The 26,849-nt window shown below is 72.7% G+C and carries 22 protein-coding genes and 2 pseudogenes; 11 read left to right on the forward strand and 13 right to left on the reverse strand.

Annotation, left to right across the window (positions count from 1 at the left end; translation table 11 throughout):
- Nucleotides 1-405 precede the first annotated feature (405 nt).
- A pseudogene (locus tag FBY22_RS45725) lies at nt 406-750 on the forward strand (LuxR C-terminal-related transcriptional regulator); the annotation flags it as partial.
- Here the strand turns inward: FBY22_RS45725 and FBY22_RS13840 are convergent.
- The 4 genes from FBY22_RS13840 to lanKC form a co-directional block, all read right to left on the reverse strand.
- Nucleotides 673-2,709 carry an ATP-binding cassette domain-containing protein gene (locus FBY22_RS13840; protein WP_313905391.1) on the reverse strand — a complete coding sequence of 679 codons (2,037 nt, stop codon included), beginning with the start codon at nt 2,707-2,709 and terminating at the stop codon, nt 673-675. The pseudogene FBY22_RS45725 and the gene FBY22_RS13840 sit on opposite strands and share 78 nt — an antisense overlap.
- On the reverse strand, nt 2,706-4,430 hold the full coding sequence (locus FBY22_RS13845) for an ABC transporter ATP-binding protein (protein ID WP_142145531.1): 1,725 nt from the start codon (nt 4,428-4,430) through the stop codon (nt 2,706-2,708). The genes FBY22_RS13840 and FBY22_RS13845 overlap by 4 nt, the downstream gene beginning before the upstream one ends.
- 109 nt (nt 4,431-4,539) lie before the next feature.
- Nucleotides 4,540-4,656 (reverse strand): SapB/AmfS family lanthipeptide, encoded by a 117-nt coding sequence (locus tag FBY22_RS13850; protein ID WP_030937754.1) that lies wholly within the window; start codon nt 4,654-4,656, stop codon nt 4,540-4,542.
- A 75-nt stretch (nt 4,657-4,731) separates the two neighbouring features.
- A complete protein-coding gene (lanKC, locus tag FBY22_RS13855) occupies nt 4,732-7,296 on the reverse strand; it encodes a class III lanthionine synthetase LanKC (RefSeq protein WP_142145533.1) in 2,565 nt (854 codons plus the stop codon).
- A 187-nt stretch (nt 7,297-7,483) separates the two neighbouring features.
- Between lanKC and FBY22_RS13860 the strand changes: the two genes are divergently transcribed.
- Nucleotides 7,484-9,943 carry a SpoIIE family protein phosphatase gene (locus FBY22_RS13860; protein WP_142145535.1) on the forward strand — a complete coding sequence of 820 codons (2,460 nt, stop codon included), beginning with the start codon at nt 7,484-7,486 and terminating at the stop codon, nt 9,941-9,943.
- Here FBY22_RS13860 and FBY22_RS13865 read toward each other — a convergent pair.
- Nucleotides 9,930-10,385: a MarR family winged helix-turn-helix transcriptional regulator gene (locus FBY22_RS13865; protein WP_142145537.1), complete on the reverse strand. Its 456-nt coding sequence runs from the start codon at nt 10,383-10,385 to the stop codon at nt 9,930-9,932. The two genes, FBY22_RS13860 and FBY22_RS13865, sit on opposite strands and share 14 nt — an antisense overlap.
- A gap of 199 nt (nt 10,386-10,584) precedes the next feature.
- Between FBY22_RS13865 and FBY22_RS13870 the strand changes: the two genes are divergently transcribed.
- The 3 genes from FBY22_RS13870 to FBY22_RS13880 all read left to right on the forward strand — a co-directional run bounded on the left by FBY22_RS13870 (nt 10,585) and on the right by FBY22_RS13880 (nt 13,661).
- Nucleotides 10,585-11,553 (forward strand): alpha/beta hydrolase, encoded by a 969-nt coding sequence (locus FBY22_RS13870; protein WP_142145539.1) that lies wholly within the window; start codon nt 10,585-10,587, stop codon nt 11,551-11,553.
- Between the two features lie 73 nt (nt 11,554-11,626).
- Entirely contained in the window at nt 11,627-12,046 is a 420-nt protein-coding gene (locus FBY22_RS13875; RefSeq protein ID WP_142145541.1) for a CBS domain-containing protein, read from the forward strand.
- A 97-nt stretch (nt 12,047-12,143) separates the two neighbouring features.
- A complete protein-coding gene (locus tag FBY22_RS13880) occupies nt 12,144-13,661 on the forward strand; it encodes a ubiquinol-cytochrome c reductase cytochrome b subunit (RefSeq protein ID WP_142145543.1) in 1,518 nt (505 codons plus the stop codon).
- On the opposite strand, the gene FBY22_RS13885 is transcribed toward FBY22_RS13880, so the two are convergent.
- Entirely contained in the window at nt 13,579-13,980 is a 402-nt protein-coding gene (locus FBY22_RS13885; protein ID WP_142145545.1) for a cytochrome c oxidase subunit 4, read from the reverse strand. The two genes, FBY22_RS13880 and FBY22_RS13885, sit on opposite strands and share 83 nt — an antisense overlap.
- Entirely contained in the window at nt 13,977-15,650 is a 1,674-nt protein-coding gene (gene ctaD, locus FBY22_RS13890; protein WP_142145547.1) for a cytochrome c oxidase subunit I, read from the reverse strand. The genes FBY22_RS13885 and ctaD overlap by 4 nt, the downstream gene beginning before the upstream one ends.
- A 172-nt stretch (nt 15,651-15,822) precedes the next feature.
- On the opposite strand from ctaD, the gene FBY22_RS13895 reads away from it, so the two are divergent.
- From FBY22_RS13895 to FBY22_RS13915, 5 genes are all read left to right on the forward strand, one after another.
- Complete coding sequence (locus FBY22_RS13895; RefSeq protein WP_142145549.1) at nt 15,823-16,002, forward strand: hypothetical protein; 180 nt, start codon at nt 15,823-15,825, stop codon at nt 16,000-16,002.
- A gap of 128 nt (nt 16,003-16,130) precedes the next feature.
- Nucleotides 16,131-17,198, forward strand: a complete 1,068-nt coding sequence (locus FBY22_RS13900; RefSeq protein ID WP_142145551.1) for a glucose-1-phosphate thymidylyltransferase — start codon at nt 16,131-16,133, stop codon at nt 17,196-17,198.
- Complete coding sequence (gene rfbB, locus FBY22_RS13905; protein ID WP_142145553.1) at nt 17,195-18,163, forward strand: dTDP-glucose 4,6-dehydratase; 969 nt, start codon at nt 17,195-17,197, stop codon at nt 18,161-18,163. The genes FBY22_RS13900 and rfbB overlap by 4 nt, the downstream gene beginning before the upstream one ends.
- The gene (rfbD, locus tag FBY22_RS13910; protein WP_142145555.1) at nt 18,160-19,032 is read left to right on the forward strand and encodes a dTDP-4-dehydrorhamnose reductase; all 873 of its coding nucleotides are present in this window, start codon (nt 18,160-18,162) and stop codon (nt 19,030-19,032) included. The genes rfbB and rfbD overlap by 4 nt, the downstream gene beginning before the upstream one ends.
- Entirely contained in the window at nt 19,029-19,832 is an 804-nt protein-coding gene (locus FBY22_RS13915; RefSeq protein ID WP_142145557.1) for a class I SAM-dependent methyltransferase, read from the forward strand. The genes rfbD and FBY22_RS13915 overlap by 4 nt, the downstream gene beginning before the upstream one ends.
- Here the strand turns inward: FBY22_RS13915 and rfbC are convergent.
- The 3 genes and pseudogenes from rfbC to FBY22_RS44845 all read right to left on the reverse strand — a co-directional run.
- Nucleotides 19,822-20,430, reverse strand: a complete 609-nt coding sequence (rfbC, locus tag FBY22_RS13920) for a dTDP-4-dehydrorhamnose 3,5-epimerase (RefSeq protein ID WP_142145559.1) — start codon at nt 20,428-20,430, stop codon at nt 19,822-19,824. The two genes, FBY22_RS13915 and rfbC, sit on opposite strands and share 11 nt — an antisense overlap.
- Before the next feature lie 4 nt (nt 20,431-20,434).
- Nucleotides 20,435-22,390 (reverse strand): glycosyltransferase family 2 protein, encoded by a 1,956-nt coding sequence (locus FBY22_RS13925; RefSeq protein ID WP_142145561.1) that lies wholly within the window; start codon nt 22,388-22,390, stop codon nt 20,435-20,437.
- A gap of 172 nt (nt 22,391-22,562) precedes the next feature.
- A pseudogene (locus FBY22_RS44845) lies at nt 22,563-22,783 on the reverse strand (hydrolase); the annotation flags it as partial.
- A 144-nt stretch (nt 22,784-22,927) separates the two neighbouring features.
- Here FBY22_RS44845 and FBY22_RS13940 point away from each other — a divergent pair.
- Nucleotides 22,928-23,428, forward strand: coding sequence for a metallophosphoesterase (locus FBY22_RS13940; protein WP_142145563.1), 501 nt, complete (start codon nt 22,928-22,930; stop codon nt 23,426-23,428).
- Nucleotides 23,429-23,695: 267 nt separating this feature from the next.
- Here the strand turns inward: FBY22_RS13940 and FBY22_RS13945 are convergent, their stop codons facing one another.
- The 3 genes from FBY22_RS13945 to FBY22_RS13955 are packed head-to-tail and all read right to left on the reverse strand — an operon-like array spanning nt 23,696 to nt 26,492.
- Nucleotides 23,696-24,298 carry an SRPBCC family protein gene (locus FBY22_RS13945; protein ID WP_142145565.1) on the reverse strand — a complete coding sequence of 201 codons (603 nt, stop codon included), beginning with the start codon at nt 24,296-24,298 and terminating at the stop codon, nt 23,696-23,698.
- Nucleotides 24,299-24,316: 18 nt separating this feature from the next.
- The gene (locus FBY22_RS13950; RefSeq protein WP_142145567.1) at nt 24,317-25,417 is read right to left on the reverse strand and encodes an XdhC/CoxI family protein; all 1,101 of its coding nucleotides are present in this window, start codon (nt 25,415-25,417) and stop codon (nt 24,317-24,319) included.
- Entirely contained in the window at nt 25,410-26,492 is a 1,083-nt protein-coding gene (locus tag FBY22_RS13955) for a VWA domain-containing protein (protein ID WP_260844828.1), read from the reverse strand. The genes FBY22_RS13950 and FBY22_RS13955 overlap by 8 nt, the downstream gene beginning before the upstream one ends.
- Nucleotides 26,493-26,849: the final 357 nt, after the last annotated feature.

A 26,849-nucleotide genomic window follows, 5' to 3' on the forward strand; every position in this document is an offset into this window, starting at 1 on the left:
GTACGCGGGCAGGACGAACCGCCCTCCGGTGAAGACACTCGCGTACCCACCCGCCCCGCACCCATGCCACCCCAACCGATGCGTGCCGCAGCGTATGGGCGCCTCGCATGCGCCCCCGCGCCACCCGATGGCCGGTTCTTCGCGCCCATAGGTGATGACGGGCGCCAACAATGGGCACGCGCTCAACACCATGGAACCGGCGTACGCGAATTGAGGGGGCGGGGAGTGATCCGGGTACTTCTGGTGCACGACGAGTGTCTGGTGCGGTCGGTCCTGGCGGAGTGGCTCCGCCGGGAATCCGATCTGCGGGTGGAGGACACGCCATGGCAGAGCGCGCCGGGCAGGGCGAGGGCGATGCGGCCCGACGTCTGCGCGGTGGACCTGGAATGCGCCGACGCCTACGGCATGCCTCCGCTGGGGGAGCTCTGCCCGCGCAGCCCGGGCCCGGTCCCACCCAGACTTCTGGTGCTTGCCGGTGCGAACAGGCCGGGCCTGCTGAAGCGCGCGCTCGAAGCGGGGGCGCTCGGTTACGTCGGCAAAGAGGGCTCGCCCGAGCACCTGGTGCGCGGCATCCGGCGCGTTGCGGAGGGAAAACGTTTCGTCGACGACTCGCTCGGCTTCGGTTTCCTCAAGGCCGCCGAAATGCCGCTGACGCGCCGCGAGTTGAGTGTGTTATCGCTGGCGGCGGAGGGAGCCTCCGTCGCCGAGATCGCCGGAAGCCTGCACCTGTCCAACGGGACGGTGCGCAACTACATGGCGGCCATCACCCGCAAGACCGGGGCGCGCAACCGCATCGACGCCATCCGCATCTCGCAGGGCGAGGGCTGGCTCTGAGCGCCGCGCCGGTGCGGGCGTCCAGCCGCCGACCAGATCCCGGTACAGCGGCGAGACGTCCAGCAGTTCGTCGTGCGTCCCGAATGCCGTACCCGTGCCGTCCATCACCAGCACCCGGTCCGACCGCCGCGCCGAGCTGATGCGGTGGGCGACGACGACCAGCGTGCCGCCGGGCCGGGCCGCGAAGGCCCGCTCCGCGCGTTCCTCCGCCCGCGGGTCGAGATGGCAGGTCGCCTCGTCCAGGAGGGCGAGCGGGGCGTACGACAGGTAGGCCCGGGTCAGCGCGACGAGCTGCCGCTCGCCCCCCGACAGAGTCGCCGGATCGACGACGGCGCCCGGCCCGCCGAGCCGTTCGAGCAGCGGCCCCATGCCGACCGCGTCCGCCGCGGCGAGCAGTTCCGCCTCCGGAACGGGGTCCGCCCGGAAGTGGCCCAGGTTCTCGGCGACGGTGCCGCTGAAGACGTACGCCTCCTGCGGGATCAGCACGCGCCGGGCCGCGGCCGCCGACGAGGGCACCGGCTCCCCGTACACCTCGATCTGCCCCTTCACGGGCCGCAGCAGCCCCGCGACCAGGCCCGTCAGCGTGGACTTCCCGATCCCGCTGGGACCGACGACGGCCAGATGCGACCCGGCCGCGAGAACGAGGTCGAACTCCTCGACGACGGGAGCGGAGGCGGGGCCGTAGGCGAAGGTGACGCCCGAGAGGGAGACGGCCGCGTTCGCGTGGTGGGCGGGTGCGTCTCCCTGCCGTGCGGCCAACCCCGTTCGGTGGGCGTCCTGTTCACCATCGCGGGTGGCTGCCTCCTCGTGGCGGGCGGACGGTTCTCCCTGTCGTGCTGACAACTCGACCGCCCTTGCGGCCTCTTCACCCCGCGCGGTGGGCCACCGCACGTGCCCGGCGTTCAACTCGGCATGCTCCGCGGCCCCTTCGTCACCCTCGGCATCCTCCGCCCAGGCCGATGTCAGGCGTCGCAGTACCACCGTCAGGCGGGAGCCGCTGGTGCCGAGGCCGTGGACCAGGTTGTGCAGGGCCGGGAGGAGGGACTGGGTGACGTAGGCGAGAGCGCCGACCAGGGCGCCGGTGGTGACGCCGCGGGCCAGGAGCCAGGGGGAGGCGGCCAGCAGCAGGACGATGGGCAACTGTCCGCCGACAGCGAGGGACGCGACGCGCAGCACGCTCCAGCGGGCGAGGGAGCGGGCGGCGCCGAACTCGGTGTCGACCAGGCACCCGCAGTCCTCTGCGATCCGCTCCTCCGCGCCGGTCGCCGTGACGTCCCTCAGCCCCGGACACACGGCGCCGAGTTGCTCGGCGAGTGCCTCGTCGGCCACCAGGAACGCCTCCTGCCGGCGCGCCAGCGGCCGCAGCGTCGCCGCGAACAGGGCCACTCCGGCCAGGAGCGGCGGTCCGACGACGAGCAGCAGCAGCGGGGCCAGCGAGAACAGCCCGACGAGCGCCCCGACAGCGGTGAACACGAACGACCGCGAGACCAACACCAGCCCGGCGAAGGTGTCCCGTGCGATCTCCACCTGCTGGGTCAGCCCGGACAGCGCCCCGCGGTCGGCCTCCCGCACCCCCCGCCGGACCACGCGCTCCACCAGCCGGTCCCGCAGCGGCTCCACCAGGGCGGCGACGGCCGCGTACACCCGCGCGGTGCCGTAGGCGCCCAGGAGCACGCCGATGCCGGCCACGGCGAGCCAGGCCAGCCCGACACCGGCCCGGCCGGCCAGGAACCCCTCGTCGAGCGCGCGCGCCGGGGCGTACCCGGTCAGGAAGGTCTGTCCGGTCTCCAGCACGGACCAGCAGGCGAGCCGTAGGACGACCCGCCACCGGACGCGCAGGAAACGCGCGCCCCGGGACCGGATCCCGGCGCTCATTCCGCACCCCCGGCCGACTCGGCGCTCGCCTCGCCGAACACCGCCCGGTACCCGGCCTCGCGCCACAGCTCCGCGTGCGGTCCGACCGCCCGCACCCGCCCTCCGTCCAGCCACGCCACGGCGTCCGCGCGGGCCGCCGTCGCCGCCCGGTGTGCGATCAGCAGGCGCGTCCCGCCCGAGCCGTGGGCCGACAGGGCCTGCGCGATGCGGGCCTCCGTCACCGTGTCGAGGCTGGAGAGCGCGTCGTCGAGCACGAGCAGGCGACCGTCGTGGGCGAACGCCCGTGCCAAACCGAGGCGTTGGGACTCGCCGCCGGAGCGCGGGGCGTCCTCGCACCGGGTGTCGTAGCCCTGCGGCAGACGGCGGACGAACTCGTCGGCGTGGGCGGTACGGGCCGCCTCGCGGACGCGCGCGGGCGTGGGGGAGGACCGGCCCAGGGCGATGGCGTCCTCGATGGTCGTGCCGAGGAGGGCGGGGCGTTCGAAGGCGTAGCCGACGGCTCGGCGCAGCTGGTCGTGGGACAACTCGCGCAGCGGGACGCCGTCGAGGCGGACCTCGCCGGCGTCGGGGTCGGTGAGCCGGCCGGCGAGGGCGGCGAGCAGCGACTTGCCGCTGCCGGAGCGGCCGACCACGGCGAGGGTCGAGCCGCCGGGGACGACGAGGTCGAGGCCGTCGAGCACGGTGCGGTCGCCCCGGCGCGCCGACACGGCAAGGAACTCCAGCCTGCCGGGCCCGTCGGGCAGCCGGCGGTCGCCGTGGACCGGGGCCGGCCGCGTCAGCACCTCGGCGAGCCGGTCGGTGGCGGCACGGGCGCGGGCCAGGCTCGCGAACTGGCCGACCAGGACGCCCACACCGGTCGCCAGCACCGCGTACCGGGACGCCGCGAGCACCTCGCCCACGGTGAGCCGGTGCCGCAGGAGCAGCACACCGGCGACGGCGACCACGCCGAGCTGCAGCAGCGGCGCGACGGCGGAGGCCTGCCCGGCGGCCCGCCCCTGCACCCGCCACATGCGGTGGCCGGCGCGGGACAGCTCCGGCAGGGGGCGCAGGATCCGCGCCGTCTCCTTGTCCGCCGTACCCGCCGCGCGGACGGTGCGGTGACCGTCCACCGCCTCCGACAGGGCACCCGCGATGCACCCCTGCACCCGCTGGTACTCGGCGACGCACCGGGTCGTGTCCCGGGTGAACGCGCGCAGCAGCAGGGTCAGGACGGGAGCGCCGGCGAGCAGGACGGCCGCCAGCCACGGGTCCACCAGACCGAGGGCCACGACACCTCCCACGGGTGCGGCGAGGGCGGCGAGCAGTGCGGCGCGGGCGGCCGGGGCGGTACCGGACTGCGCCGCGTTGCCGACGAGGCGGGCGATGAGGTCGCCGGGGCCGAAGCGGTCGGTGGCGCGGGGGCCCAGGGCGAGCACATGGCCGGTCAGCCGGCGCCGCAGCCACGCGGTCGTCCGGGCGTCGACGGTGCCCGCGAGCACCGTCTCCACGGAGTCGAACAGGGCCGTCAGCAGGATCAGTGCCGCGCAGCCCAGCACCCAGCGGGTCGCGGGGGCGTGGGCGAGCAGCAGGTCGAGGGTGCGGCCGAGCGCCGCGGGCAGCAGCAGGCCCGCCCCGGTCGAGGCCGTGCTCACCAGGCACAGGGCCACGCACCGGGCCCGGCTGTGCCGGGTGGCGAGCCTCGTCAGGGGCGGTGCTTGTCCGGGGGCGACACCAGTCGTCATACGGCCGCGGCCTCGCATCCAGTATCGAAGGGGCAGCAACGGACCACGGGCGGCCCCTCCCTGGTGGGAGCGGACCGCCCGGGGCCGTGTGCGCACGGTGTTCAGAGCGTCAGAGACAGAGCAGAACGCTCGCGGCGCTGATGCAGGAGAGCAGGCTGGCCGTGCTGGCGCCGCCGCCGCCCGTGTGCTCGTCGGATTCCATGGTCTGCAGGTCGAGCAGTGCCATTTCTTTTCCCTTTCCTTCTCTGTCCACCCGTGGGGACGGGGTTGGGTCACGACTCCGTCAGGTTGCGGAGCCGCGTCATGAGGGCCGCCGTGGCGGCGGGAGGAACGGCAGGTGGGCGGTGCCCGAGGCGGCCGCGTCGAGCGCGAGCAGACAGCCCGCCGTTCCGGTCGAGAGGTCCATGGAGAGCCGCATCATCTGGTGCCCGGGGAAGGCCAGTCGGCCCTCGTACGCCATCGCGTACCAGCCGAGTGCGGCGATCTGTTCGGTCAACTGCCGCCCCGTCGCTGCCGGTTCGGCGGTACGGGCCAGGTGCAGGATCATTCCGGCGCGGCCCTGGAAGAGGCCGGGCTGGGCGTAGAAGCGGGAGGTGGCGGCGGTGAGGATGCCGGCCCGCGCCTTCTCGAACTCCGGGTCGCAGGCGTGCGCGAGGTAGTCGTCGAGCACCATGCCGATGCCGACACTGCCGTCACCGAGGTAGGGCAGGGTCCGCCAGCCCTCGTCGACCTCCAGCCCGCCGCCGCTCTGCTGGACGACACAGCAGTCCAGGTCGCGGCGGAGGGCGGCGCCGGCCGCGTCGAGGAGTCGTTCGTCGCCGGTCCACTCGTACTGCCGCAGCAAGAACAGCGCGGGCCCGCTCGCGCCCCGCAGCAGCCCGGCCCGCCGCCGTCCGCGCGTCTCGGGCAGCGGTTCGGCCAGCCGTCGTACGAGGATGTCCGCGGCCTCGGCCGCCCGTTCGCGCAGCTCCGACTCGCCGGTGGAGTCGGCCAGTTCGCCCAGGACCAGGCCCAGGCCGGCCAGTCCGCCGTTCAGGTCGGAGGACAGCCGCTGCCAGTTCTCGGCCAGGATGCCCTCGACCAGATCGAGGGCCCGCTGCCGGTGGCCGAGGCGGTCCAGGACGTGGGCGACGCCGGCGAGGCCGTCGTAGAGACCGAGCGGTGTGCCCGCCGGTGCCGGGTCCGTGTGGGCGAGCAGCCAGCGCTCGCCCTCCTCGTAGCGTTCGGCGCCGGTCGCGGCGAGCGTGTACAGCACTCCGGCCGCGCCGTGGGCGAGACCGAGTCCGCCGCCGTCGGAGAACTGGGCGATGTCGCCCGGGAAGAGCCGGTCGTCGCGCTCGGGTGTGGCCGAGGCGAGGATCGCCTCGATCATCGAGTCCCGGCTGCGCGGCCAGTCGTCGGGCCGTACCAGGGCCGGCGGTCGCACGCCCCGCGTGATCTCGGCGACCGCCTCGTCCAGGAAGGCGCGCGGCACGTCGGGGAACTGCTCTGCGATCACCTCGGCCAGGTGGGCCGCCTTGCCCCGGTCGACCACGAACAGCGTCGTCACGGGCAGGAACAGGGCGAGGCGCAGACAGGCCAGCGCGTACCGGTCGACGTCGACGCCGGTGCGGTCGGGCGGCGCAAAGAAGCCGGGGTGGGCGACGACCTGGCGACCGCCCTCCTCGATGGGCGCCGCCGCCTCGAAGTCGATCAGGAAGACCGACTCCTCGTCCGGCGCCACCATGATGTTGAAGACGTGCAGGTCGTTGAAGACGATCCCGCGCGCGTGCACCGCCTCCACCGCGCGCTCCACGGCACCGTGGATGCGTACCGCCCACCGCGCGTAGGCGGCCACGGCGTCCGGATCGGGGTCGGGCGACAGCAGCGGATGGCGCTCGGCGAAGAAGGAGTTGAGGGGGCGACCCTCGACGAAGTCCATGACCAGGAACCGGTGGTCGCCCAGCGTGAACCAGTCCCGCACCTCCGGTACCACTCCGGTCCCGGCCACCTGCTCCAGGGCCCGCTTCTCCCGTTCCAGCCGGGCGATCGCGTCCGCCCCGTCGGAGGCCAGTCCCGCGTACGGCCGCCCCTCCTTCAGTACGACCTTGCGCCCGCTGCGGGTGTCGGTGCCCGCGTAGACCCCGCCGCCGTTGGAGAAGTGCAGCGCCTTCTCGATGCGGTACGGCAGGTCGCCGACCGTCGTGGTGTTGCGGGCCGCCAGATGCGGTTCGAGGAAGGCCGGCAGGGTGACCCACTCCGGCACCTGGAAGGACGGCGCCCGCCGGTCCGGCACCAGCCGTCCCTCGCCGTCGCGCACCGCCGGCACCAGCGAGCCGCGCTCGTCGACGGTGAAGGCGCGTGCGAAGGCGCCGTAGCGGACGTAGAGCGGACCGTCACCCCAGCGCAGGTCCGTGAGGATGTACGGCCCCTCGAAGCCCTTCAGCAGCTCGCCCAGCTCGCGCAGCACCTGGTGCAGCTGCTCCTCGTCGGCCGGGTAGACGGTGACGAACTTGCCGCTGTTGTCGCGGCCCGCGTACTTGGTGTTGCGCAGGTGCAGCAGATGCGGCGCCGGCACGAACTTGAAGGGAATGCGGCGCGGCACGCAGTAGTCCCACACGATCGCGGCGATCCGTTCGGCGTTCGCCCGGGTGGCCGAGGCGTGGATCTTCCAGCCCTGCGACGGGCCGGCCACCACGCTGCCGTCCGCCTCGAGCGGCGTCAGCGTCAGCCAGTCGCCGATCCGCGCCATGTCCCAGGCCTCGGGTACCGTCCGGCGCGCCGTGTCGAACTCGGGTGCGGACTGCGCACCGCTCGCCGAGAGCCGGTCCGGCGTCTCGTAGAAGTGTCTGTCCGCCAGCGCGTACACCTCGTACCGCTTGTCCATCGAACCCCCTCTGTGGCCCGCCATCGAGACTTCCAGCCGGGCGGGGGCTCCGGACAGTCACGTGTGTCACGAGACCACCGTGCGGTACGCACGGGTTAAGTCATGTTCGGCGCGTTTCGAGCTGACACGCCTTCTGACCTCCACGGAACGCTCACAGGGGCTGCGCGGGCGGCTGATACGCGCTGTAATGACGGACGTGGTCAGTGAGGGCACGGAGGGACGCAGAACGCGACTTCTGCGTGCCGAAGCCGCCCTGAAAGCGCTCATGAGCGGTCCGCCGTCGCTCGAACGGGTGCGCCGCGTCCTGGAGCAGGCGCTCGTCTACGCCGGCGCGGCCTGCGTCGCCGTGTACGCCCCGGGCCAGGACCCCGACGTGCTGTGCCTGGTGGAGTCGGCGGGGGTGCCGCGCACCCTGTTCGGGCTGCGGGACAGCTATCCCCGCTCCGGCCACTCCGCGGTGGCCGAGGCCCATCGCTCGGGCAGCGCGGTGTGGCTCGCGCCCGAGCAGCTCGCCGAGCACGCCGAGTCCCGGCGGACGCCGTCGCGGGACTTCTATGTGGCGGCGCTGCCCGCGCGAGGCGACGACGGCGGTGGCTGTCTGCTGGCGGTGAGCGAGCGCCGCGAGGGCTTCGACACCGACGACCGCAAGTGCCTGGAGCTGATCGCCGACGCCGTCGGCGCGCCCGCGCCGGTCCGCGCCGCCGAGGGCGGTGAGCTGCCCGCCGGCTCCTTCAGCCTGGCCATGGACAGCGGCCGGGTCGAGGTCGGTGACGACATCCTGGATCTGTTCGCCCTCACCCGTGCCGAGTTCGACGGCAAGGTGGAGACCCTGCTGGGCCTGACCGTGCCCGAGGACCTGCCCTCGCTGATGTCCGTCGTCGAGGCCGACCACATGTCCATCGGCGAGCGCGAGCTGGAGTTCCGGGTGCTGCAGCCCGCGGGCCCGCCGAAGTGGCTGCGGCTGCGCGGCCGCCTGCTGCCCGGCGGCGAGGGCCGCCCGGCCCGGCTCGTGGGTACGGTCGCCGACGCCTCATCGCTGCGCTCCGACGTCACGGACGTGGCGCGGGTGCAGCGTCTGGCCTCCGCCCTCGCCACCGCGGGCACCGTCCGGGACGTCAGCCAGGCCGTGGTCGCCGCGCTGCGCAAGCCGCTGCGGGCGGACCGGATCGCGCTGGCCGAGCTGGAGGGCGAGCGGCTCGTCGTCACGGTCCTCGACCCGCCCGAACCGGAGTCCTGGCCCGAGCTGTGGCGGCTGGAGTGGCGCTCGGAGTGGCCGGACGCCCCCGTGCGCGCCATGCCGACGCTCGCCGCCGCGCTGCGCGATGGCCGCGCCCAGATCTGGCCCGCCGACACCGCCCTGGAGCCCGCGCTGGCCGAGGTCGGTCCCGGCGGCCTCGCCGTGCTGCCGCTGCCCGCCGCGGGCCGCATGGCCGGCGCCTGCCTGATCGGCTGGGATTCCCCGCACGACTTCGGGCCCGACGAGCGCGCGCTGCTCACCGCCTCCGCCGGCCTCGCCGGACAGGCCCTGATGCGTGCCCACGCCTTCGACGCCGAGCACGAGCTGGTCGGCATGCTCCAGCGCCAGCTGCTCCCGCGGCGCCTGCCCACGCTGCCCGGCGCGGTCGCCGTCGCCCGCTACCTGCCCGCCACCGCCGGCCTGGAGGTGGGCGGCGACTGGTACGACGTGATCCCGCTGCCCGACAACCACGTGGCCCTCGTCATCGGTGACGTCCAGGGCCACAGCACCGCCGCCGCCACCCTCATGGGCCAGATGCGCACGGCGCTGCGCGCCTACGCCGTCGAGGGCCACCCGCCGGACGTCGTCGTCTCCCACGCCAACCGCCTCCTGCTGGACATCGAGACCGACCTCTTCGCCACCTGCTGCTACGTCGACGTCGACATGGAGGAGGGCTCCGCCTGGTACGTCCGCGCCGGCCACCTGCCGCCGGTGCTGCGTCACCCGGACGGACGTACGGAGATCCACGAGTCCGACGGCGGGCCCCCGCTGGGCGTGATGGAACGGGCCGACTTCCCCATGGGCGTGCTGCGCCTGAGCCCCGGCACCGTCGTCGCGCTGACCACCGACGGACTGGTGGAGTCCGCCGAGGCCGACATCGACACCGGCATGGACCGCCTGGCCCGCGAACTGGCCGCCTCCGACCCCGCCCACCTCGGCCTGGTCGCCGACGCCCTGCTCGGCAACGCCCACCGCGGAGACGACGTCGCCCTGCTCCTGCTGCGCTACGACGGCATGGCCCTGCGCCCGCTGCGCGAGGGCTGGACGGTGTGGCGGGTCCCCGAGGCCGTCGGGCACGCCCGCCGCTTCACCCGGCGCACCCTGCGCTCCTGGGGCGTGCCCGCGGTCAACCGGGACCCCGCCCTGCTGATCGTCTCCGAACTGGTCACCAACGCCCTCGTGCACACCGACGGCCGCGTCCGCCTCGACCTCACCCTCCTCGACAACCGGCTGCGCGTCGCGGTGTCCGACGCCTCGCCCCGCACCCCGGCCAAGCCGACGAGCATCAGCTGGGAGGCGACCGGCGGCCGCGGCATCCTCCTGGTCGAGGCCATGTCGGACACCTGGGGGACCGTGCCGGTCAGCGGGGGCAAGCAGGTGTGGGCCGAGCTGGCGCTCAGCGCTCGCTGACGTTGGCCGTGATCAGCCGCAGCAACTGCTTGGCCAGGACGTCCTGTTCGGGCGTCAGCCCCATGGCGTCGCCGATGGCGAGCGGGACGGCCAGGGCCCGCTCGCGCAGCGCCGCGCCCGCCTCCGTGAGCCGGATCGCGACGGACCGCTCGTCCTCCGCCCGCCGTTCCCGGCGCAGCAGCCCGCTCGCCTCCAGACGCTTGAGCAGCGGAGACAGAGTGCTGGACTCCAGCTGGAGCGAGGCCCCGAGATCGCGCACGGAGATCGAGTCCTGCTCCCACAGGACGAGCATGACCAGGTACTGCGGGTAGGTCAGGCCGAGTTCGTCGAGCAGGGGGCGGTAGCGCGCGGTGACGGCGCGCGAGGCGGCGTAGAGCGCGAAGCAGAGCTGGTCGTCCAGGAGGAGCGATCCCTCGCTCGGCTCCACTGCGGCTGGACTCACGTTGCGGCTCCCGAGTGCGGTGCTGTCCACGGCGATCACCGAGTCTACCGTTCCAGTCCGTTCGATTGAATCGAGTACGAAGATGTCGGTGGCGATTAAGTTGTGTACGACTTAATCGAGCGCTACTCTTCTTCTCGTGCCGCACCGCCCGGTGCCCCCACCGGGGCGCGCCCGCGGCACCCGACCGGAGGAGGCCGTCATGACCGACAGCACCGCACCCCGCCCCGTCCTCGAACCCGCCGCCCAGGCCTTCGTCGAGGCAACCGCCAACCCGCCGTACCTGTTCGACCTGCCGCCCGCCGAGGGTCGCAAGGCGGTCGACGAGGTGCAGTCCGGCGAGATCGACAAGCCGGCCGTCGACGAGGAGTGGATCACCGTCTCCGGTGGCCCGACGGGCAGTGTCCGCGCCCGCATCGTCAAGCCCGCCGGCGCCACGGGAACGCTGCCGGTGATCCTCTACATCCACGGCGCCGGCTGGGTGTTCGGCAACGCCCACACCCACGACCGCCTGGTCCGCGAACTCGCCGTCGGCGCCAACGCCGCCGTGGTCTTCCCCGAGTACGACCTCTCGCCCGAGGCCCGCTACCCCGTCGCCATCGAGCAGAACTACACCGTCGCCCAGTGGATCGTGCGGGAGGGCGCCGACAAGAACCTGGACGCCGCACGGCTGGCCGTGGCGGGCGACTCCGTCGGCGGCAACATGAGCGCCGCGCTGACCCTGATGGCCAAGCAGCGCGGGGACGTCCCGCTGGTGCAGCAGGTGCTGTTCTACCCGGTCACCGACGCGAGCTTCGACACCGCCTCCTACCACCAGTTCGCCACCGGCTACTTCCTGCGCCGGGACGCCATGCAGTGGTTCTGGGACCAGTACACCACCGACGCGGCGGAACGGGCACAGATCACCGCCTCCCCGCTGCGCGCCTCCACCGAGCAACTGGCCGGACTGCCCCCGGCGCTGGTCATCACCGGCGAGGCCGACGTACTGCGCGACGAGGGCGAGGCCTACGCGAACAAGCTGCGCCAGGCCGGCGTCCCCGTCACCGCCGTGCGCTACCAGGGCATCATCCACGACTTCGTGATGCTCAACGCCCTGCGCGAGACACACGCCGCCGAAGCCGCCATCAACCAGGCCGTCGCCACCCTGCGCACGGCCCTGGGCACCGCCTGACCGGCACTGCCCCGGGTACCCGGAGCGGACGGCGGCGACCCGCGCCGCCGTCCGGCACCCAGGAGGGCACGTCATGCCCCAGCACGTCAGCGACATCATGACCGGCCACCCGACGACGGTCGGCCCGCAGACCTCGGTGACCGCCGTGGCCCGCATCATGCGCGACCAGGACCTCGGCGCCGTCCTCGTGACGGACGGCGACCGGCTGCGCGGCCTGGTCACCGACCGCGACCTGGTGGTGCGGTCCCTCGCCGAGGGCGGCGACCCCGAGGAGCGCACCGTCTCCGGCGCCTGCAGCGACGACCTGGTCACCGTCGCCCCGGACGACGACCTCGACCGCGCGATCAGTCTGATGCGCGAGCACGCCGTACGCCGGATCCCGGTCGTCGACCACGGCCGTCCCGTCGGCATCCTCTCCCTCGGCGACCTGGCCATGGAACGCGACCCGGAGTCCGCCCTGGGAGACATCAGCGTGGCCCGGCCCAACGACTGACCACCCGAACGAGGGGTTTTGCGCCTCCCCGGCACTCCCCGCCCGCCGCCACGTGGGATGGACAGCACGGCAACGCTGGGCAGGGAGGCGGTCGGGAGTGCGACGTTCGACGTCACGTACGGGTGAGCGGCTGGCCGAGGCCGCCGACGCCAGGCTGCCCCTCCTCGACGGCGGCGGCCCGCTGCTGCGCAAGGCCTTCCCCGACCACTGGTCGTTCCTCCTGGGCGAACTGGCCCTCTACAGCCTCCTCGTCCTGGTCCTGACCGGCGTCTGGCTGACGTTCTTCTTCCACCCGGAGATGCGCGAGACCGTCTACGACGGCTCCTACGTGCCGCTGCGGGGCATGCGCATGTCGGACGCCTTCGACTCCACCCTGCGCATCAGCTTCGACGTGCGCGGCGGCCTGCTGATGCGGCAGACGCATCACTGGGCGGCCCTCGTCTTCATCGCCGCGATCGGCCTCCACCTGCTGCGGATCTTCTTCACCGGCGCGTTCCGCAGACCCCGGGAGGTCAACTGGATCATCGGCGTCACGCTGTTCGTCCTGGCCCTGGCGGAGGGTTTCGCGGGCTACTCACTGCCCGACGACCTGCTGTCCGGCACCGGCCTGCGCATCGCCCAGGGCATCATGCTGTCGATCCCCGTGGTGGGCACGTACGTCGCGATGTTCGTCTTCGGCGGCCAGTACCCGGGCCACGACATCGTCCCCCGCCTCTACGGCCTGCACGTCCTGCTGCTGCCCGGGGCGCTGGTCGGCCTGGTGACCGTGCATCTGATCCTGGTGTTCCACCTCAAGCACACCCAGTGGCGCGGACCGGGACGCACGGCGGTCAACGTCGTCGGCAAACCCCTCTACCCGCAGTTCGCCGCCTCCTCGGGCGGCCTGTCCCTGACCGTCTTCGGGGTGCTCGCCCTGCTCGGCGGCGTCGCCCAGATCAACCCCGTGTGGACGTACGGCCCCTACCGCCCCGACCAGGCCTCCACCGGCTCCCAGCCCGACTGGTACGTCGGCTTCCTGGAGGGCGCGCTGCGGCTCGTACCGCCGTGGGAGACGAACCTCGCCGGCCACACCGTGATGTGGAACGTCCTGCTCCCGGCCGTCGTGCTGCCCGGCCTGCTCTTCCTCGTGCTGTACGCCTACCCCTTCGCCGAGCAGCGCCTGACCGGCGAGTGGCACCTGGAGCGGCACCTGTGCGACCGGCCCAGGGACCGCCCCGTCCGCACCGCCCTGGGCGCCGCCGGTGTCACCTTCTTCGGCGTCCTGCTGCTGGCCGGCGGCAACGACATCGTCGCGCAGACCTTCCGGGTCTCGGTGAACACGCTGACCTGGATCCTGCGCACCGCCCTCGTCCTCGCCCCGGTCGCGGCCTTCCTGCTCACCCGCCGGCTGTGCCACGCCCTGACCGGCGCCGAGCGGGAACGGCTCGTCGAGGGCGAGGAGACCGGCGAGGTGCGGCAGACCGTCGAGGGCGGCTACGAGACCGGTCACCGGCCCGTCACCGACTTCCGTCCCGGCGCCCCCAGGACCCCGCTCAGTCCCGCGGACCGGCCCCCCGACCCACGTACTGGAACACGAACCCCGCAACACCCCGGGCCAGCACCGCGCAGCCGATGAGGAACAGCCACAGCCCGTAGACCACTCCCAGCGCGGCCACCGCGAACCCGAGCGCCGTGACGACGGGCCACGGGCTGTCGGGCGGGAAGAACTCCACCGGCCCGGCGGCGTCGGCCACTTCGGCGTCGTTACGGTCCTGCGGGCGCCGCCCCTTGCGCCGGTACTGGATGGCCGTGAAGAAGGAGACCAGGGCGGCCATCAGGAACGCGACGGCGAGCACCGCCGACCCGGCCGGCTCCCGCGCCCACCAGCCGTACAGCACGGCGGTCCCGGCGAAGAACAGTGCCACGCCGGCGAAGAACAACGACTCGGCCTTCATCGCGCCTCCTCGCTCGCCGCCCGCACGACCGCCGGATGGCGCACGTCGAACGCCGGTGACTCGGACCGCACTTTGGGCAGGGCGACGAAGTTGTGCCGCGGCGGCGGGCACGCGGTCGCCCACTCCAGGCCGCGCCCGTAACCCCACGGATCGTCCTCGGCGACCCGGCGGCCGTGCCGGGCGGTGCGCCAGACGTTGTAGAGGAAGGGCAGCGTGGAGACGCCGAGCAGGAAGGCCCCGATCGAGGAGAGGGTGTTGAGGAGCGTGAACCCGTCCGCGGGCAGGTAGTCGGCGTACCGGCGCGGCATCCCCGCCTCGCCCAGCCAGTGCTGCACCAGGAAGGTCAGCTGGAAGGCGGGGAACAGCAGCCAGAAGTGCACCTTGCCGAGCCGCTCGTCGAGCATCCTCCCGGTGAACTTCGGCCACCAGAAGTAGAACCCGGCGAACATCGCGAACACCACCGTGCCGAACAGGACGTAGTGCAGGTGCGCCACGATGAAGTACGAGTCGGTGAGATGGAAGTCGAGCGGCGGGGACGCGATCAGCACCCCGCTCAGACCGCCCAGCAGGAACGACATCAGAAAGCCGAACGCCCACAGCATCGGTGTCTCGAACGACAGCGACCCGCCGCGCATGGTGCCGATCCACGCGAAGAACTTGATGCCGGTCGGCACCGCGATCAGGAACGACATGACGGAGAAGAACGGCAGCAGCACCGCGCCGGTGGCGAACATGTGGTGCGCCCACACCACCGCCGACAGCATCGTGATGGCGATGGTCGCCCCGATCATCGGCAGATAGCCGAACAGGGGCTTGCGGGCGAAGACCGGGATGATCTCCGAGATGATCCCGAAGAACGGCAGCGCCACGATGTAGACCTCCGGATGCCCGAAGAACCAGAACAGGTGCTGCCACAGCAACGCGCCGCCGTTCGCCGGATCGAAGACGTGCGCGCCGAACTTCCGGTCCGCCTCCAGCGCGAGCAGCGCGGCGGTCAGCACCGGGAACGCGGGCAGCACCAGCACCGACGTGAACAGCACGTTCCAGGTGAAGATCGGCATCCGGAACATCGTCATGCCCGGCGCCCGCAGGCACAGCACGGTGGTGATGAAGTTGACCGCGCCCAGCGTCGTCGACACACCCGTCACCACGAGACCCATCACCCACAGGTCCCCGCCCGCGCCGGGGGAGTGGTACGAGCTGTTGAGCGGCGCGTACGCGAACCAGCCGAACGCCGCGGCCCCGCCCGGCACCACGAAACCCGAGACCACCATCAGCCCGCCGAACAGGTACATCCAGTACGACAGGGCGTTCAGCCGCGGGAACGCCACGTCCGGGGCACCGATCTGCAGCGGCATCACCGCGTTCGCGAATCCCGCGAACATCGGTGTCGCGAACAGCAGCATCATGATCGTGCCGTGGATCGTGAAGAGCTGGTTGTAGGTGTGCTCGTTCATGAACTGCAGTCCCGGCCGGGCCAGTTCGGCCCTCATGGCCAGTGCCAGCAGCCCGGCGAACAGGAAGAAGCAGAACGCCGTCACCATGTACAGGCGTCCGATCACCTTGTGATCGGTCGTCGAGGCCCAGCGCAGCAGCGCCGCGCCCAGCGCGTTCTCAAAGGCGCTGTCCACGGGGACGGTCGGTTGCGACAGTTGCGACGGCTCGGTCATCGTCCTCCTCCACGAACCGCGGCGACGCTACCGCCGCGGTCGCGGCACCCCGTCGCGCCACGCCCTGGTGTCTGCCGTCAGGGGACGCGGGGCCGGTCGTGAACGGCGTTTGGCGAAGCCCCGGCGGGGGACCCGGACGAGGAGCATCGAGGCAGAAGGAAGATGAGCCGCCGTGACGTCGCCCACCAGTGAGAAGAGCTCCATCCCCAGGCCGGACACCGGCTCGCTCAAGGCGCAGCACATGCGCGGCAAGGGTGTCGTGCGGACCTGCCTGCCGGCCGTCCTGGACGAGAGGGCCACCCGATCGGCCCTGCCGGACGCCGAATGGAACATCGTGCGGGGCGAGGACTGACACTCCCCCGACAGCCCGCCCGCACCAGGGGATCCGCTGCGTCGCCGGATAGGCGGCGCAGCGTCTTTGCCACCCGCGGGCCCTGATCGAACGCCCTCTTTATGGCGATCGACGCTAGGGTGAACCAGATGAAGGCTCTCGTGCTGTCCGGCGGCGCCGGTACTCGATTGAGGCCGATCACGCACACGTCGGCCAAGCAGCTCGTGCCCGTGGCCAACAAGGCCGTGCTCTTCTACGGCCTGGAGTCCATCGCCGCTGCCGGCATCACCGAGGTCGGTGTCATCGTGGGAGACACCGCCGAGGAGATCCAGGAAGCGGTCGGCGACGGATCGAAGTTCGGCCTTGAGATCACCTACATCCCCCAGGAGCGGCCCCTCGGGCTGGCCCACGCGGTACTGATCGCGCGGGACTGGCTCGGCGACGACGACTTCGTCATGTACCTCGGCGACAACTTCATCGTCGGAGGCATCAGCGGCCTCGTCGACGAGTTCCGCAGAAACCGCCCCGACGCCCAGATCCTGCTCACCCAGGTGGCCGACCCCCGTTCCTTCGGCGTCGCCGAACTCGACGCCTCCGGGCAGGTCGTCGGCCTGGAGGAGAAGCCCGAACACCCCAAGAGCGACCTCGCCCTCGTCGGTGTCTACCTGTTCACGCCACTCATCCACGAGGCGGTCCGCGCCATCCGCCCCTCCTGGCGGGGCGAACTGGAGATCACCCACGCCATCCAGCACCTCATCGACGCCCGTGCCGACGTCCGCTGCACGGTCATCAAGGGCTACTGGAAGGACACCGGGAACGTCGTCGACATGCTCGAGGTCAACCGGACCGTCCTGGAGGGCCTCGACCGTCGTATCGACGGGGAGGTCGACGAGGAGTCCGAGACGATCGGGCGCGTCGTGATCGAGGAGGGCGCACGGGTGGAGCGCTCACGGATCGTGGGGCCCGTCGTGATCGGCGCCGGCACCGTCGTCGAGGACTCCTACGTCGGTCCCTTCACCTCCGTCGCGGAGAACTGCCGTATCACCGACAGCGAGCTGGAGTTCTCCATCGTCCTGCGCGATTCCTCCATCCTCGGCGTGGGGCGCATCGAGAACTCCCTCATCGGCCGGCACGTCGAGGTGACGCCGGCCCCCAGTGTCCCCAGCGCCCACCGACTCGTCCTCGGCGACCACAGCAAGGTGCAGATCCATACATGAATCTCCTCGTCACCGGCGCCGCCGGATTCATCGGCTCCGCCTACGTCCGCATGCTGCTGGCCCCCGGAGCGCCCGACGCGCCCCGGATCACCGTGCTGGACAAGCTCACCTACGCCGGCAACCTCGACAACCTCGAACTCGACCACCCACGGCTGGAGTTCGTGCAGGGCGACATCCGCGACGCCGAACTCGTCGACAAGCTCGTCGCCGAGGCGGACCAGGTGGTGCATTTCGCGGCCGAGTCCCACGTGGACCGCTCGATCACCGGCGCGACCGACTTCGTCCTCACCAACGTGGTCGGCACCCAGACCCTGCTGGACGCCGCGCTGCGCCACCGGGTGGGCCCCTTCGTGCACATCTCCACCGACGAGGTCTACGGCTCCATCGAGCAGGGCTCGTGGCCCGAGGACCACCCGCTGCGGCCCAACTCGCCCTACTCCGCCTCCAAGGCCTCCTCCGACCTGCTGGCCCTGGCCTACCACCGCACCCACGGCCTGGACGTCCGCGTCACCCGCTGCTCCAACAACTACGGCCCGCGCCAGTACCCCGAGAAGGTCATCCCGCTGTTCGTGACCAACCTCCTGGACGGCAGGAAGGTCCCGCTCTACGGCGAGGGCCTCAACGTCCGCGACTGGCTGCACGTCGAGGACCACTGCCTCGGTGTGGACCTGGTGCGCACCAAGGGCCGCCCCGGCGAGGTCTACAACATCGGCGGCGGCACGGAGCTGAGCAACAAGGAACTCACCGGGCTGCTGCTGGAGGCCTGCGGGGCCGACTGGGACATGGTGGAGCACGTCGAGGACCGCAAGGGCCACGACCTGCGCTACTCCGTCGACTGGAGCAAGGCCCGCGACGAGCTCGGCTACCGCCCCCGCCATGACTTCACCACCGGTCTCGCCGACACGATCGCCTGGTACCGGGACAACCGCGCCTGGTGGGAGCCCCTGAAGCGGCGGTCGGCATGAGGTGGCTGATCACGGGCGCCGGCGGCATGCTCGGCCGGGACACCGTCGAGGAACTGCTCCGGCGCGGCGAGGACGTCACGGGCCTCGACCGCGCCGCCCTGGACATCACCCGGCCGGAGGCGGTCCGCGCGGCGCTGGCCGAGCACCGCCCCGAGCTGGTCGTCAACTGCGCCGCGTACACGGCCGTCGACAACGCGGAGACCGACGAGGAACGGGCCCTCGCCGTCAACGGCGACGGGCCCCGCAACCTCGCCCGCGCCTGCTCGGCCCTGGGCGCCCGGCTGATCCACGTCTCCACCGACTACGTCTTCGCGGGCGACGCCCGCACGCCCTACCCGGAGGACCACCCCACGGGCCCGCGCACCGCCTACGGCCGCACCAAGCTGGCCGGGGAGCGGGCCGTGACCGAGGAACTCCCCACAGCGAGCGCGATCCTGCGAACCGCTTGGCTCTACGGGGTCCACGGGCGTAGTTTCGTCCGCACGATGATCGACCTGGAGTCCCGCCGCGACACCCTCGACGTCGTCGACGACCAGCGCGGGCAGCCGACCTGGAGCGCGGAGGTCGCCGCGCGCGTCGCCGACCTCGGCCCCCGCGTGGGCCGGGGCGCGAACGGTGTCCTGCACGCCACCAGCTCCGGCGAGACCACCTGGTTCGAGCTGGCCCGCGAGGTCTTCCGCGGCCTCGGCGCCGACCCCGAGCGAGTGCGGCCGGTCGGCAGCGAGGCCTACCCCAGCCCGGCGCCCCGGCCCGCCTACAGCGTTCTCGGCCACGACCGCTGGCGGCAGCTGGGCCTGCCGCCGCTGCGCGACTGGCGCACCGCCCTGCACGAGGCACTTCCACTGATCCGCAAGGAGTCCCCTTCGTGAAACGCCACGAGTTCCTGCGGGGCCTGCACAAGGCCACCGCCAACCGCAACTACCTGGAGATCGGAGTCAACGACGGCCGCAGCCTGAAGCTGTCGCGCGTGCCCAGCATCGCCGTCGACCCGGCCTTCAAGGTGGTCACGGAGATCAAGTGCGACGTCCACCTGGTGAAGGCCACCAGCGACGACTTCTTCGCCCGCGACAACCCCCTCGCGCACCTCAAGGGCGGCCGCCACCCGCTGCGCAACCTGCGCCGGGGCCGCAGTCCGCTGGGCCACTGGCGGCGCACGACGCTCGACCTGTCGTTCATCGACGGCATGCACCTGTTCGAGTACGCGCTGCGGGACTTCATCAACATCGAGAAGCACTCCGACTGGTCCAGCGTGATCGTCTTCGACGACATGCTGCCGCGCAGCATCGACGAGGCGGCCCGTGACCGGCACACCACCGCCTGGACGGGCGACGTCTACAAGATCATCGAGATCCTGGAGCGCTACCGTCCCGACCTGGTGACGGTGCTCGTGGACACCCAGCCCACCGGCCAGCTCATCGTCTTCGGCGCCGATCCCAAGAACACGGTGCTGAAGGACAAGTACGACGACATCATGGCCGAGTTCGAGGTGCCCGACCCGCAGAAGGTGCCCGAGTCGGTCCTGGAGCGGGTGAAGGCGGTCAAGCCGGAGACCCTGCTGGAGGCCGACTTCTGGCGCCCGCTGGTGCGCGCCCGCAACCGCGGCCTCAGCCGCTCCCGGGGCTGGGAGCCGCTGAGGACCGCGCTGCAGCCGCTCGCCGTCAGTCGCTGACCGAGCCGCCGCGCAGCTTCTCGTAGTAGGCGGTGCAGGCTTCGTACGACGGCAGCAGCCCGGTCTCCCGGGCTTCGGCCAGCGACGGAGCCTGCTCGTCCTTCGGGGAGAGCACCGGACGGATGCCCTCGGGCCAGGTGATGCCCAGGTCCGGGTCGAGGGCGTGCACGGCGTGCTCCCGCTCGGGCGCGTAGCCCTCCGACGCCAGGTACACCACGGTCGCGTCGTCGGTCAGGGCCATGAAGGCGTGGCCGAGCCCTTCCGCGATGAACACGGCGTGCCGGGTGTCGTCGTCGAGGCGTACCGCCTCCCACTGGGCGAACGTCGGCGAGCCGACGCGCAGGTCGACCACCACGTCCAGGACGGCCCCGCGCACACAGGTGATGTACTTGGCCTGCCCGGGCGGCGTGTCCGCGAAGTGCACGCCGCGGACCACGCCCCAGCGGGACACCGAGAGGTTGGCCTGCCGCAGCGACAGGTCGTAGCCGATGGCCTCGCGGAACTCGGCGCCGCGGTACCACTCGTGGAAGCTGCCCCGCTCGTCGTGGAAGATCTTCGGTTCGAGCGCCCAGGCGCCTTCAATACCCAGTGATCGCACGCTGTTACGCCTTTCGAGCCTTGGAAGCCGACGCCGTACGCCGCCCGAGGACCGCGGCGAGCGCACGCCGCGCCCTGCGGGCCAGCCGGCCCACGGCCGAGGGCCGTGGAGTGCGGACCACCTTGACCGAGCCGTTGGCCGTCCGCAGGGTGAGGGGCAGCGGCAGGGACCGCGCGTCCGCGTCGTCGGGCGCCGGGCACAGCGCGGCCCGCCAGGTCCCGCCGCCCAGTTCGCCGACGGGCAGGGACGCCTCCAGCACGGCCCCGTCACCGGCCGGGGCCAGCATGCCGGGTGTGTCCACCGACCGGCCCTGCGAGGTCAGCCGCAACAGCGCCGGGCTCTCGACGGGGACGTGCAGCGGCAGCGGCACGCGCACCCGGTCGCCGGAGACGGTGACCGTCTCCGGGGCGAGGCGGTCCAGGCCCAGGCGCTTGTTCGCGCGGTCGACGTCCAGGGAGAGGTTGTCGTGCGGGTCCGTCCAGTACGGCAGCACCACATGCCCCCCGACGACGGCGGCGGAGGCGGCGGCACGGGCCTTGCGCGGGCCCGGACCGATCCGGGCCTCCTTGCTCCAGCCGCCCATCCTGACCCGGGCGTAGGTGTCCCACAGCCCGGCGCGCAGCGGACCGCCGTCCACCGCGCCGGCCGGGTCGACGGTCGCCGTCGCCCGCAGCACCAGCCGCACGTTGCCGCTGTCCCCGACGGGCACGATCTCCCGGGTGACCTCGACCGGCTGGAAGTACTGGGCGGCGGTGGACCGTTCGCGCACCAGCAGGTCCAGGGCGGCCTTGCCGAACCGGGCGACGATGTCGGAGCCCACCCAGGCCACCGCCTCGGCGACGTTCGGGGGCGGTCCGTCCAGCGGGGCGCGGACCCCGCCGCCGGGGAACGTCAGCGGCGCGCCGCCCGCCGTGAACTCCGCGGCGATCTCCACGCGCAGCGCGCCGTCGCGCCACTCGATCTCGCCGGGCACGGCGCGCAGCGAGAGGCCGGCCTCCCACTCGGCGAAGGCCACGACGTCGTCGTACCGGTTCGCCGCGATCAGTGCGGCCACCACCTGCTGGGTCGGCTGCAGGCCCGCGGCCACACCGGGGCCGAAGCGCTCGGTGGCGACGTGGTGGATCTCCTCGAACAGCTTGCGCCGGTAGTCCTCCGCCAGCTTCAAGAAGCGCCTGCCGCGCAGCCGCTCCACCATCTCCACGCGCAGCCAGCGGCGGTGGAGGGAGTCACGGACCGGCCCCGGCTCGGTGTACCGCTCGACGACGTCGAGCGCCTCGCGCAGGTTCTTGAAGTAGCCGACGGGCTCGAACTGCTGGATGCCGGCGTTGGCCGCGTCGTCACGGCGGATGTGGTAGTAGCAGACGTAGTCGCCGATCACGGAGACGTTGGCGGCGCGCAGGTACGCCTCCACCACGAAGACGTGGTCCTCCAGACGCCGTCTGCCCTCCGGGAAGCGCAGGCCGGTCTCGTCGAGGAACGCCTTGCGGAACATCTTGTGCGGGGTGAGGCTGTCGATGAGCGGGGCGTCCTCGACGGACGCCCGCGGCCGGTTGCGGCGGAACAGCTCCACCGGCACCGAGCGGCCGCGGCCGGCCATCTTGCCGACGACGACGTCCGCCTCGTTGGCCTTGCCGTAGCCGTACATCCGCTCCAGGGCCTCGGTGCCGAGGCTGTCGTCGTTGTCGACGAACATGACGTACTCGCCGTGGGCGGCCGCGATGCCGACGTTGCGCGGCTTGCCGGACCAGCCGGAGTTCTCCTGGTGGATCACGCGGACCCGGGGCTCCTTTGCGGCGAGCTCGTCGAGCCGGGCCGGGGTGCCATCGGTGGAGCCGTCGTCGACGAAGATGGCCTCGTACTCGTCGGGCGGCAGGGACTGCTCGAGCAGCGAGGTGATGCAGTCCTCGATGTAAGGCCCCGGGTTGTAGACCGGGACGATGACGCTGACCTTGACCGGCATCGGGCTTCCGAGCCCCCTCGGTTCGCTTGCCGTATGTGTTCGGGCGGTGGCCAGATGCTAACCCGGCCAGGGACTTGGTCCCACTCCGCCCCGCCCGTGCGAGCGTCGCCGCGATTCGGCCAGTCGTGCCTCCTGGCGAGAAGTTCCAGGATCTCGGCGGTGGTGCCGGTCCGATGTCCTCGTCGTGACCGGCGAGTTCGCCGACGATCTTGTGCTCTCCGGGGGTGCGCCGCCGGGCCGGGGCGTCTCGGTCCGGCCCGGGACCGCGTCCGCGCCGTCGGCGGCGAAGGAGATCCGCACCAGGACCACGGGCAGGCCGTGCGCGCGGAAGACGTCGGCGAGTTGAGCCGATCGGGTGACCACGCCGACGATGTCCGCCCGGAGGCCGATCACGACGAGGGTGGTGCGCGGGTCAGGATGCGTGTGGAGACCTGCGACGGGGTGAGCTCGTCGTGCTCCGCGACCTCTACGATCCGCCGCAGCAGCCGACCGAAGAAGACCCGCAGGTTGTGGATCCGGTGGTCGTAGGCTGGCCGTGTGCGCCTGCTCCTGATGTCCGACACCCACCTGCCCAAGCGGGCCAGGGAACTGCCCGCGCCGCTCCTGGCCGAACTTCCGCGCGCCGACGTCGTCTTCCACGCCGGGGACTGGGTCGACACCGCCACCCTCGACCTCCTGGAGAGCCGGTGCCGCAGGCTCGTCGGCGTCCACGGCAACAACGACGGACCCGACCTGCGGGCCCGACTGCCCGAGGTGGCTCGCGCCGAGATCGGCGGGCTGCGCTTCGGCGTCGTGCACGAGACGGGAGCCGCCCAGGGCCGTGAGGCGCGCTGTGCCGCCCGGTTCCCGGACCTCGACGTGCTGGTCTTCGGGCACAGCCACATCCCTTGGGACACCACCGCCCCCGGCGGCCTGCGCCTGCTCAACCCCGGCTCGCCCACCGACCGCCGACGCCAGCCGCACTGCACGTACATGACCGCCGGTGTCGAGGACGGGCGGCTGAGGGACGTACTGCTGCACCGGCTGCCACCGCGCTAGCGCCCGGTTCCGTCGCCGTACCCGCACATCGCTCGGGCCGGCCTCGCTCGTGAACGACGCCGCAGGCATCCGGTCGGCGCTACTCGTGGGTCCGGGCCGCTGCAGATGCGGCAAGCGGCCCGGTGCTTCGAGTGTGCGCTTTCACGGACCTCCTTCCCACAGAGGCACTGTGTCGAGGCAGTCCTGCCTCGTTGTTGCCGCGTACCCCATTCGGGTGCTTTTCACAATTTTTTCTTCGAAGTCGCGAGACCGGGCCGAAACGGTGTCTCAGTGGCCCCTCCGGCGCCGCAGACCGGCGTACACCACCGCCACCACCAGGGCCGCGGCGACGCCCACCGCCGCCCGCTTGGCCACCGGCACCCCCGCCGTACGGAACAGGTCGAGCGGCTCGGTCTCCTCCGGCTCCTCCAGCGCCGGAGGCTGGGCCGGTTCCCCCAGCCGCTGGGACAGGCACTCGGCGAACTGGCCGATGATCCGGTCGCCCACCTCCGACATCACCCCGCGCCCGAACTGCGCCGGACGCCCGGTCACCGTCAGGTCGGTGCGCACCGACACGGCCGTGCCGCTGTCGCGCTCGGCCAGGGTGCTGGTGACCGTGGCCCGGGCGGTGCCCTGGCCGCGCGTCTCCCGGCCGCTGGCGATCAGCACCATGCGGTGCGCGGTGTCGTCCTGCTCCTCGAAGACGGCGGTGCCCTTGTAGGTCACGGTGATCGGACCCACCTTCACCTTCACCGAGCCCGTGACGGTCTTGCCGTCGTACTCCTCGACACTCGCCCCGGGCATGCACGGCGCGATCCGCTCGACGTCCAGCAGCGCCCGCCAGGCGTCGTCGACCGGGACCGGCACGGTGAACTCGTGGTGCAGTTCCATGACTTCCTCCAGTGGGCGTTACGTCGACGGGTGGATCGTGCCCCCGGTCACCGTCAGCGGGGCACCGCTGCCGCCCCAGCGCAGCGCGACGATCTCGGCGGCGACGGACACGGCGACCTCCTCGGGCGTGCGGGCGCCCAGGTCGAGGCCGACGGGGGAGCGCAGCCGGGACAGCTCGGACTCGGTGAGCCCGGACTCGACCAGGCGCTTCATACGGTCGTCGTGCGTGCGGCGACTGCCCATCGCCCCGATGTAGGCGGCCGGCCGGCGCAGCGCCTCCTCCAGCAGCGGCACGTCGAACTTGGGGTCGTGGGTGAGCACGCAGATCACCGTGCGCTCGTCGGTGTCGGTGCCGCGCAGATAGCGGTGCGGCCAGTCGACGACCACCTCGACCGCGTCCGGGAAGCGTTTCGGCGTGGCGAAGACGGGGCGGGCGTCGCACACCGTGACCCGGTAGCCGAGGAAGCCGCCGATGCGGGCGACCGCGGCCGCGTAGTCGATGGCGCCGAAGACGAGCATGCGCGGGGGAGGGGCGAAGGAGTGCAGGAAGACGGTGACCGCGTCCTCGCGGCGTTCGCCGTGCGGGCCGTAGTGGCGCAACCCCGTGGTGCCGAGGGCGAGTTCGCCGCGCGCGTCGGCGGTGACGGCCACGTCCAGGCCGGTGGAGCCGAGGGTGCCGGACACCTCGTCGGGCCAGACGGCGAGGCTGGCCCCGACGGGGGCGGGTCCATCCGTCACGGTCGCCACGGTCACCGGCCGGCCCGCCGCGACCGACTCGGCGACGGCCGCGAAGGCCGGGTCGGTCTCCCGGGTGACGGGGCGCACCAGCAGGGTGATCTCGCCGCCGCAGGTGAGCCCGACGGCGAACGCGTCCTCATCGCTGTAGCCGAAGGTCTCCAGCCGTGCCTGTCCGCTCTCCACGACCTCCTTGGCGAGCTCGAAGACCGCGCCCTCCACGCAGCCCCCGGACACGCTGCCCACGGCCTCGTCGCCGGGCCCCACCGCCATCGACGCCCCGGGGTCGCGCGGCGCGCTGCGGCTGACCGCGACGACCGTCGCGAGCCCGAACGGATGACCGGCCGAGTACCAGTCGCCGAGCGCCGGGAGGATGTCACGCACGATCCGCTCCTTCCACGAGGTCCGCCGCCGCGTCCCCGCGCACCACCGCGGCCAGCCGCTCCAGCGCCGCCAGGCTGTGCCCCTCGACGAACGCGTCCACGCTCGGCAGCGACGCCGCCATCCCTGCCGCCAGCGGCGCGTAACCGGGCCGCGCCTTGCGCGGGTTGGCCCAGACCACCCGGTGCGCCAGCCGGTGCAGGCGGCGCATCTGGACGCCGAGCAGCTCCGGATCGCCGCGCTCCCACCCGTCCGACAGGATCACCACGACCGCCCCGCGCGCCATGCCCCGCTGCCCCCACCGGTCGAGGAACTCGCGCAGCAGCTCCCCGAGCCGGGTACCGCCGCGCCAGTCGGGCACGGCCGCCGCGAGCGCCGCCATCGCCAGGTCCGGGTCCCGGTGGGAGAGTTCGCGGGTCACCCGGGTCAGCCGGGTGCCGATCGTGAAGACCTCCGTCGGGGCGCCGCGGGCCGCAGCGTGCGCGAAGCGCAGCAGCGCGTCCGCGTACGGCGTCATGGAACCGCTGACGTCCACGAGCAGGACGACCCTCCGGGGCCGCTCGGCGCGCGCGTGCCGCCGCAGCCGGGCCGGCTCCCCGCCGCGCCGCAGCAGCTCGCGCACCGTCCGGTGCGGATCGACCTGCCCGCGCCTGGCCGGTCGCCGGCGCGCGCTGCGCCGCGTCTCGCCGCGCAGCGTGAACGCGGCCAGCAGACGTCGCAGTTGCTCGCGCTCGGCGGTGCTGAGACCGCCGACGTCGCGATGGCGCAGAACCTCCGTGGAGCTGGCCAGGGTGGCCGCGGGCGGCCCTTGGTGCCGTTCCTGCCGGGCGCCCGGACGCGGTGCGGCGCCCTCCCGGGTGAGGAGCCGCAGCCGTGGCCGGGGGGCGGCGGCGACCGCACGCCCGGCGGGCTCGGCGGAGCCGAAGTAGGCGGCGAACACCCGCTCGTACCGCTCCAGGTCGTCACGCCCCCCGCACAACGTCAGCCGCCCCGCCCAGTACACGTCGGCCCGCATCCCCGGCCGCAACTGGTCCACCGCCCGCAGATAGGCATGCACACGCTCGGCACTGGCGTCCACCCCGGCGGCCCGCAGCGCCCGGGCGAACCCGAGAAGCCCGGCATCCCCGGCGGGCGGCCGTGACGGGCTGCCGCCCTCGGGCGGGGTGTCGCCGGAGCGGGACCGCGTTCGCCCGGCGCCGTCCGCGCGCCGGAGTGTGTTGGTGGTTGCGCCGTCCGTCTTGGGCGTGCCGTTCCCGTGTGGGAGTGTGTTGGTGGTTGCGCCGTCCGTCTCGGGCGCGCCGTTCCCGTGTGGGAGTGTGTTGGTGGTTGCGCCGTCCGTCTCGGGCGTGCCGTTCCCGTGTGGGAGTGTGTTGGTGGTTGCGCCGTCCGTCTTGGGCGTGCCGTTCCCGTGTGGGAGTGTGTTGGTGGTTGCGCC

The sequence above is a fragment of the Streptomyces sp. SLBN-31 genome, assembly GCF_006715395.1.
In the GTDB taxonomy this organism is placed as follows: domain Bacteria; phylum Actinomycetota; class Actinomycetes; order Streptomycetales; family Streptomycetaceae; genus Streptomyces.

Bases quoted from the DNA above. Each gene is read 5' to 3' on its own strand.
- FBY22_RS13925 (WP_142145561.1), bottom strand. From the start codon at position 22,390: ATGCCGGTCAAGGTCAGCGTCATCGTCCCGGTCTACAACCCGGGGCCT.
- FBY22_RS13845 (WP_142145531.1), bottom strand. From the start codon at position 4,430: ATGACGACTGGTGTCGCCCCCGGACAAGCACCGCCCCTGACGAGGCTC.
- FBY22_RS13945 (WP_142145565.1), bottom strand. From the start codon at position 24,298: ATGGAACTGCACCACGAGTTCACCGTGCCGGTCCCGGTCGACGACGCC.
- rfbB (WP_142145553.1), top strand. From the start codon at position 17,195: ATGAATCTCCTCGTCACCGGCGCCGCCGGATTCATCGGCTCCGCCTAC.
- FBY22_RS13850 (WP_030937754.1), bottom strand. From the start codon at position 4,656: ATGGCACTGCTCGACCTGCAGACCATGGAATCCGACGAGCACACGGGC.
- FBY22_RS13860 (WP_142145535.1), top strand. From the start codon at position 7,484: ATGACGGACGTGGTCAGTGAGGGCACGGAGGGACGCAGAACGCGACTT.
- FBY22_RS13840 (WP_313905391.1), bottom strand. From the start codon at position 2,709: ATGAGCGCCGGGATCCGGTCCCGGGGCGCGCGTTTCCTGCGCGTCCGG.
- FBY22_RS13885 (WP_142145545.1), bottom strand. From the start codon at position 13,980: ATGAAGGCCGAGTCGTTGTTCTTCGCCGGCGTGGCACTGTTCTTCGCC.
- FBY22_RS13900 (WP_142145551.1), top strand. From the start codon at position 16,131: ATGAAGGCTCTCGTGCTGTCCGGCGGCGCCGGTACTCGATTGAGGCCG.
- ctaD (WP_142145547.1), bottom strand. From the start codon at position 15,650: ATGACCGAGCCGTCGCAACTGTCGCAACCGACCGTCCCCGTGGACAGC.
- FBY22_RS13875 (WP_142145541.1), top strand. From the start codon at position 11,627: ATGCCCCAGCACGTCAGCGACATCATGACCGGCCACCCGACGACGGTC.
- FBY22_RS13870 (WP_142145539.1), top strand. From the start codon at position 10,585: ATGACCGACAGCACCGCACCCCGCCCCGTCCTCGAACCCGCCGCCCAG.
- lanKC (WP_142145533.1), bottom strand. From the start codon at position 7,296: ATGGACAAGCGGTACGAGGTGTACGCGCTGGCGGACAGACACTTCTAC.
- rfbD (WP_142145555.1), top strand. From the start codon at position 18,160: ATGAGGTGGCTGATCACGGGCGCCGGCGGCATGCTCGGCCGGGACACC.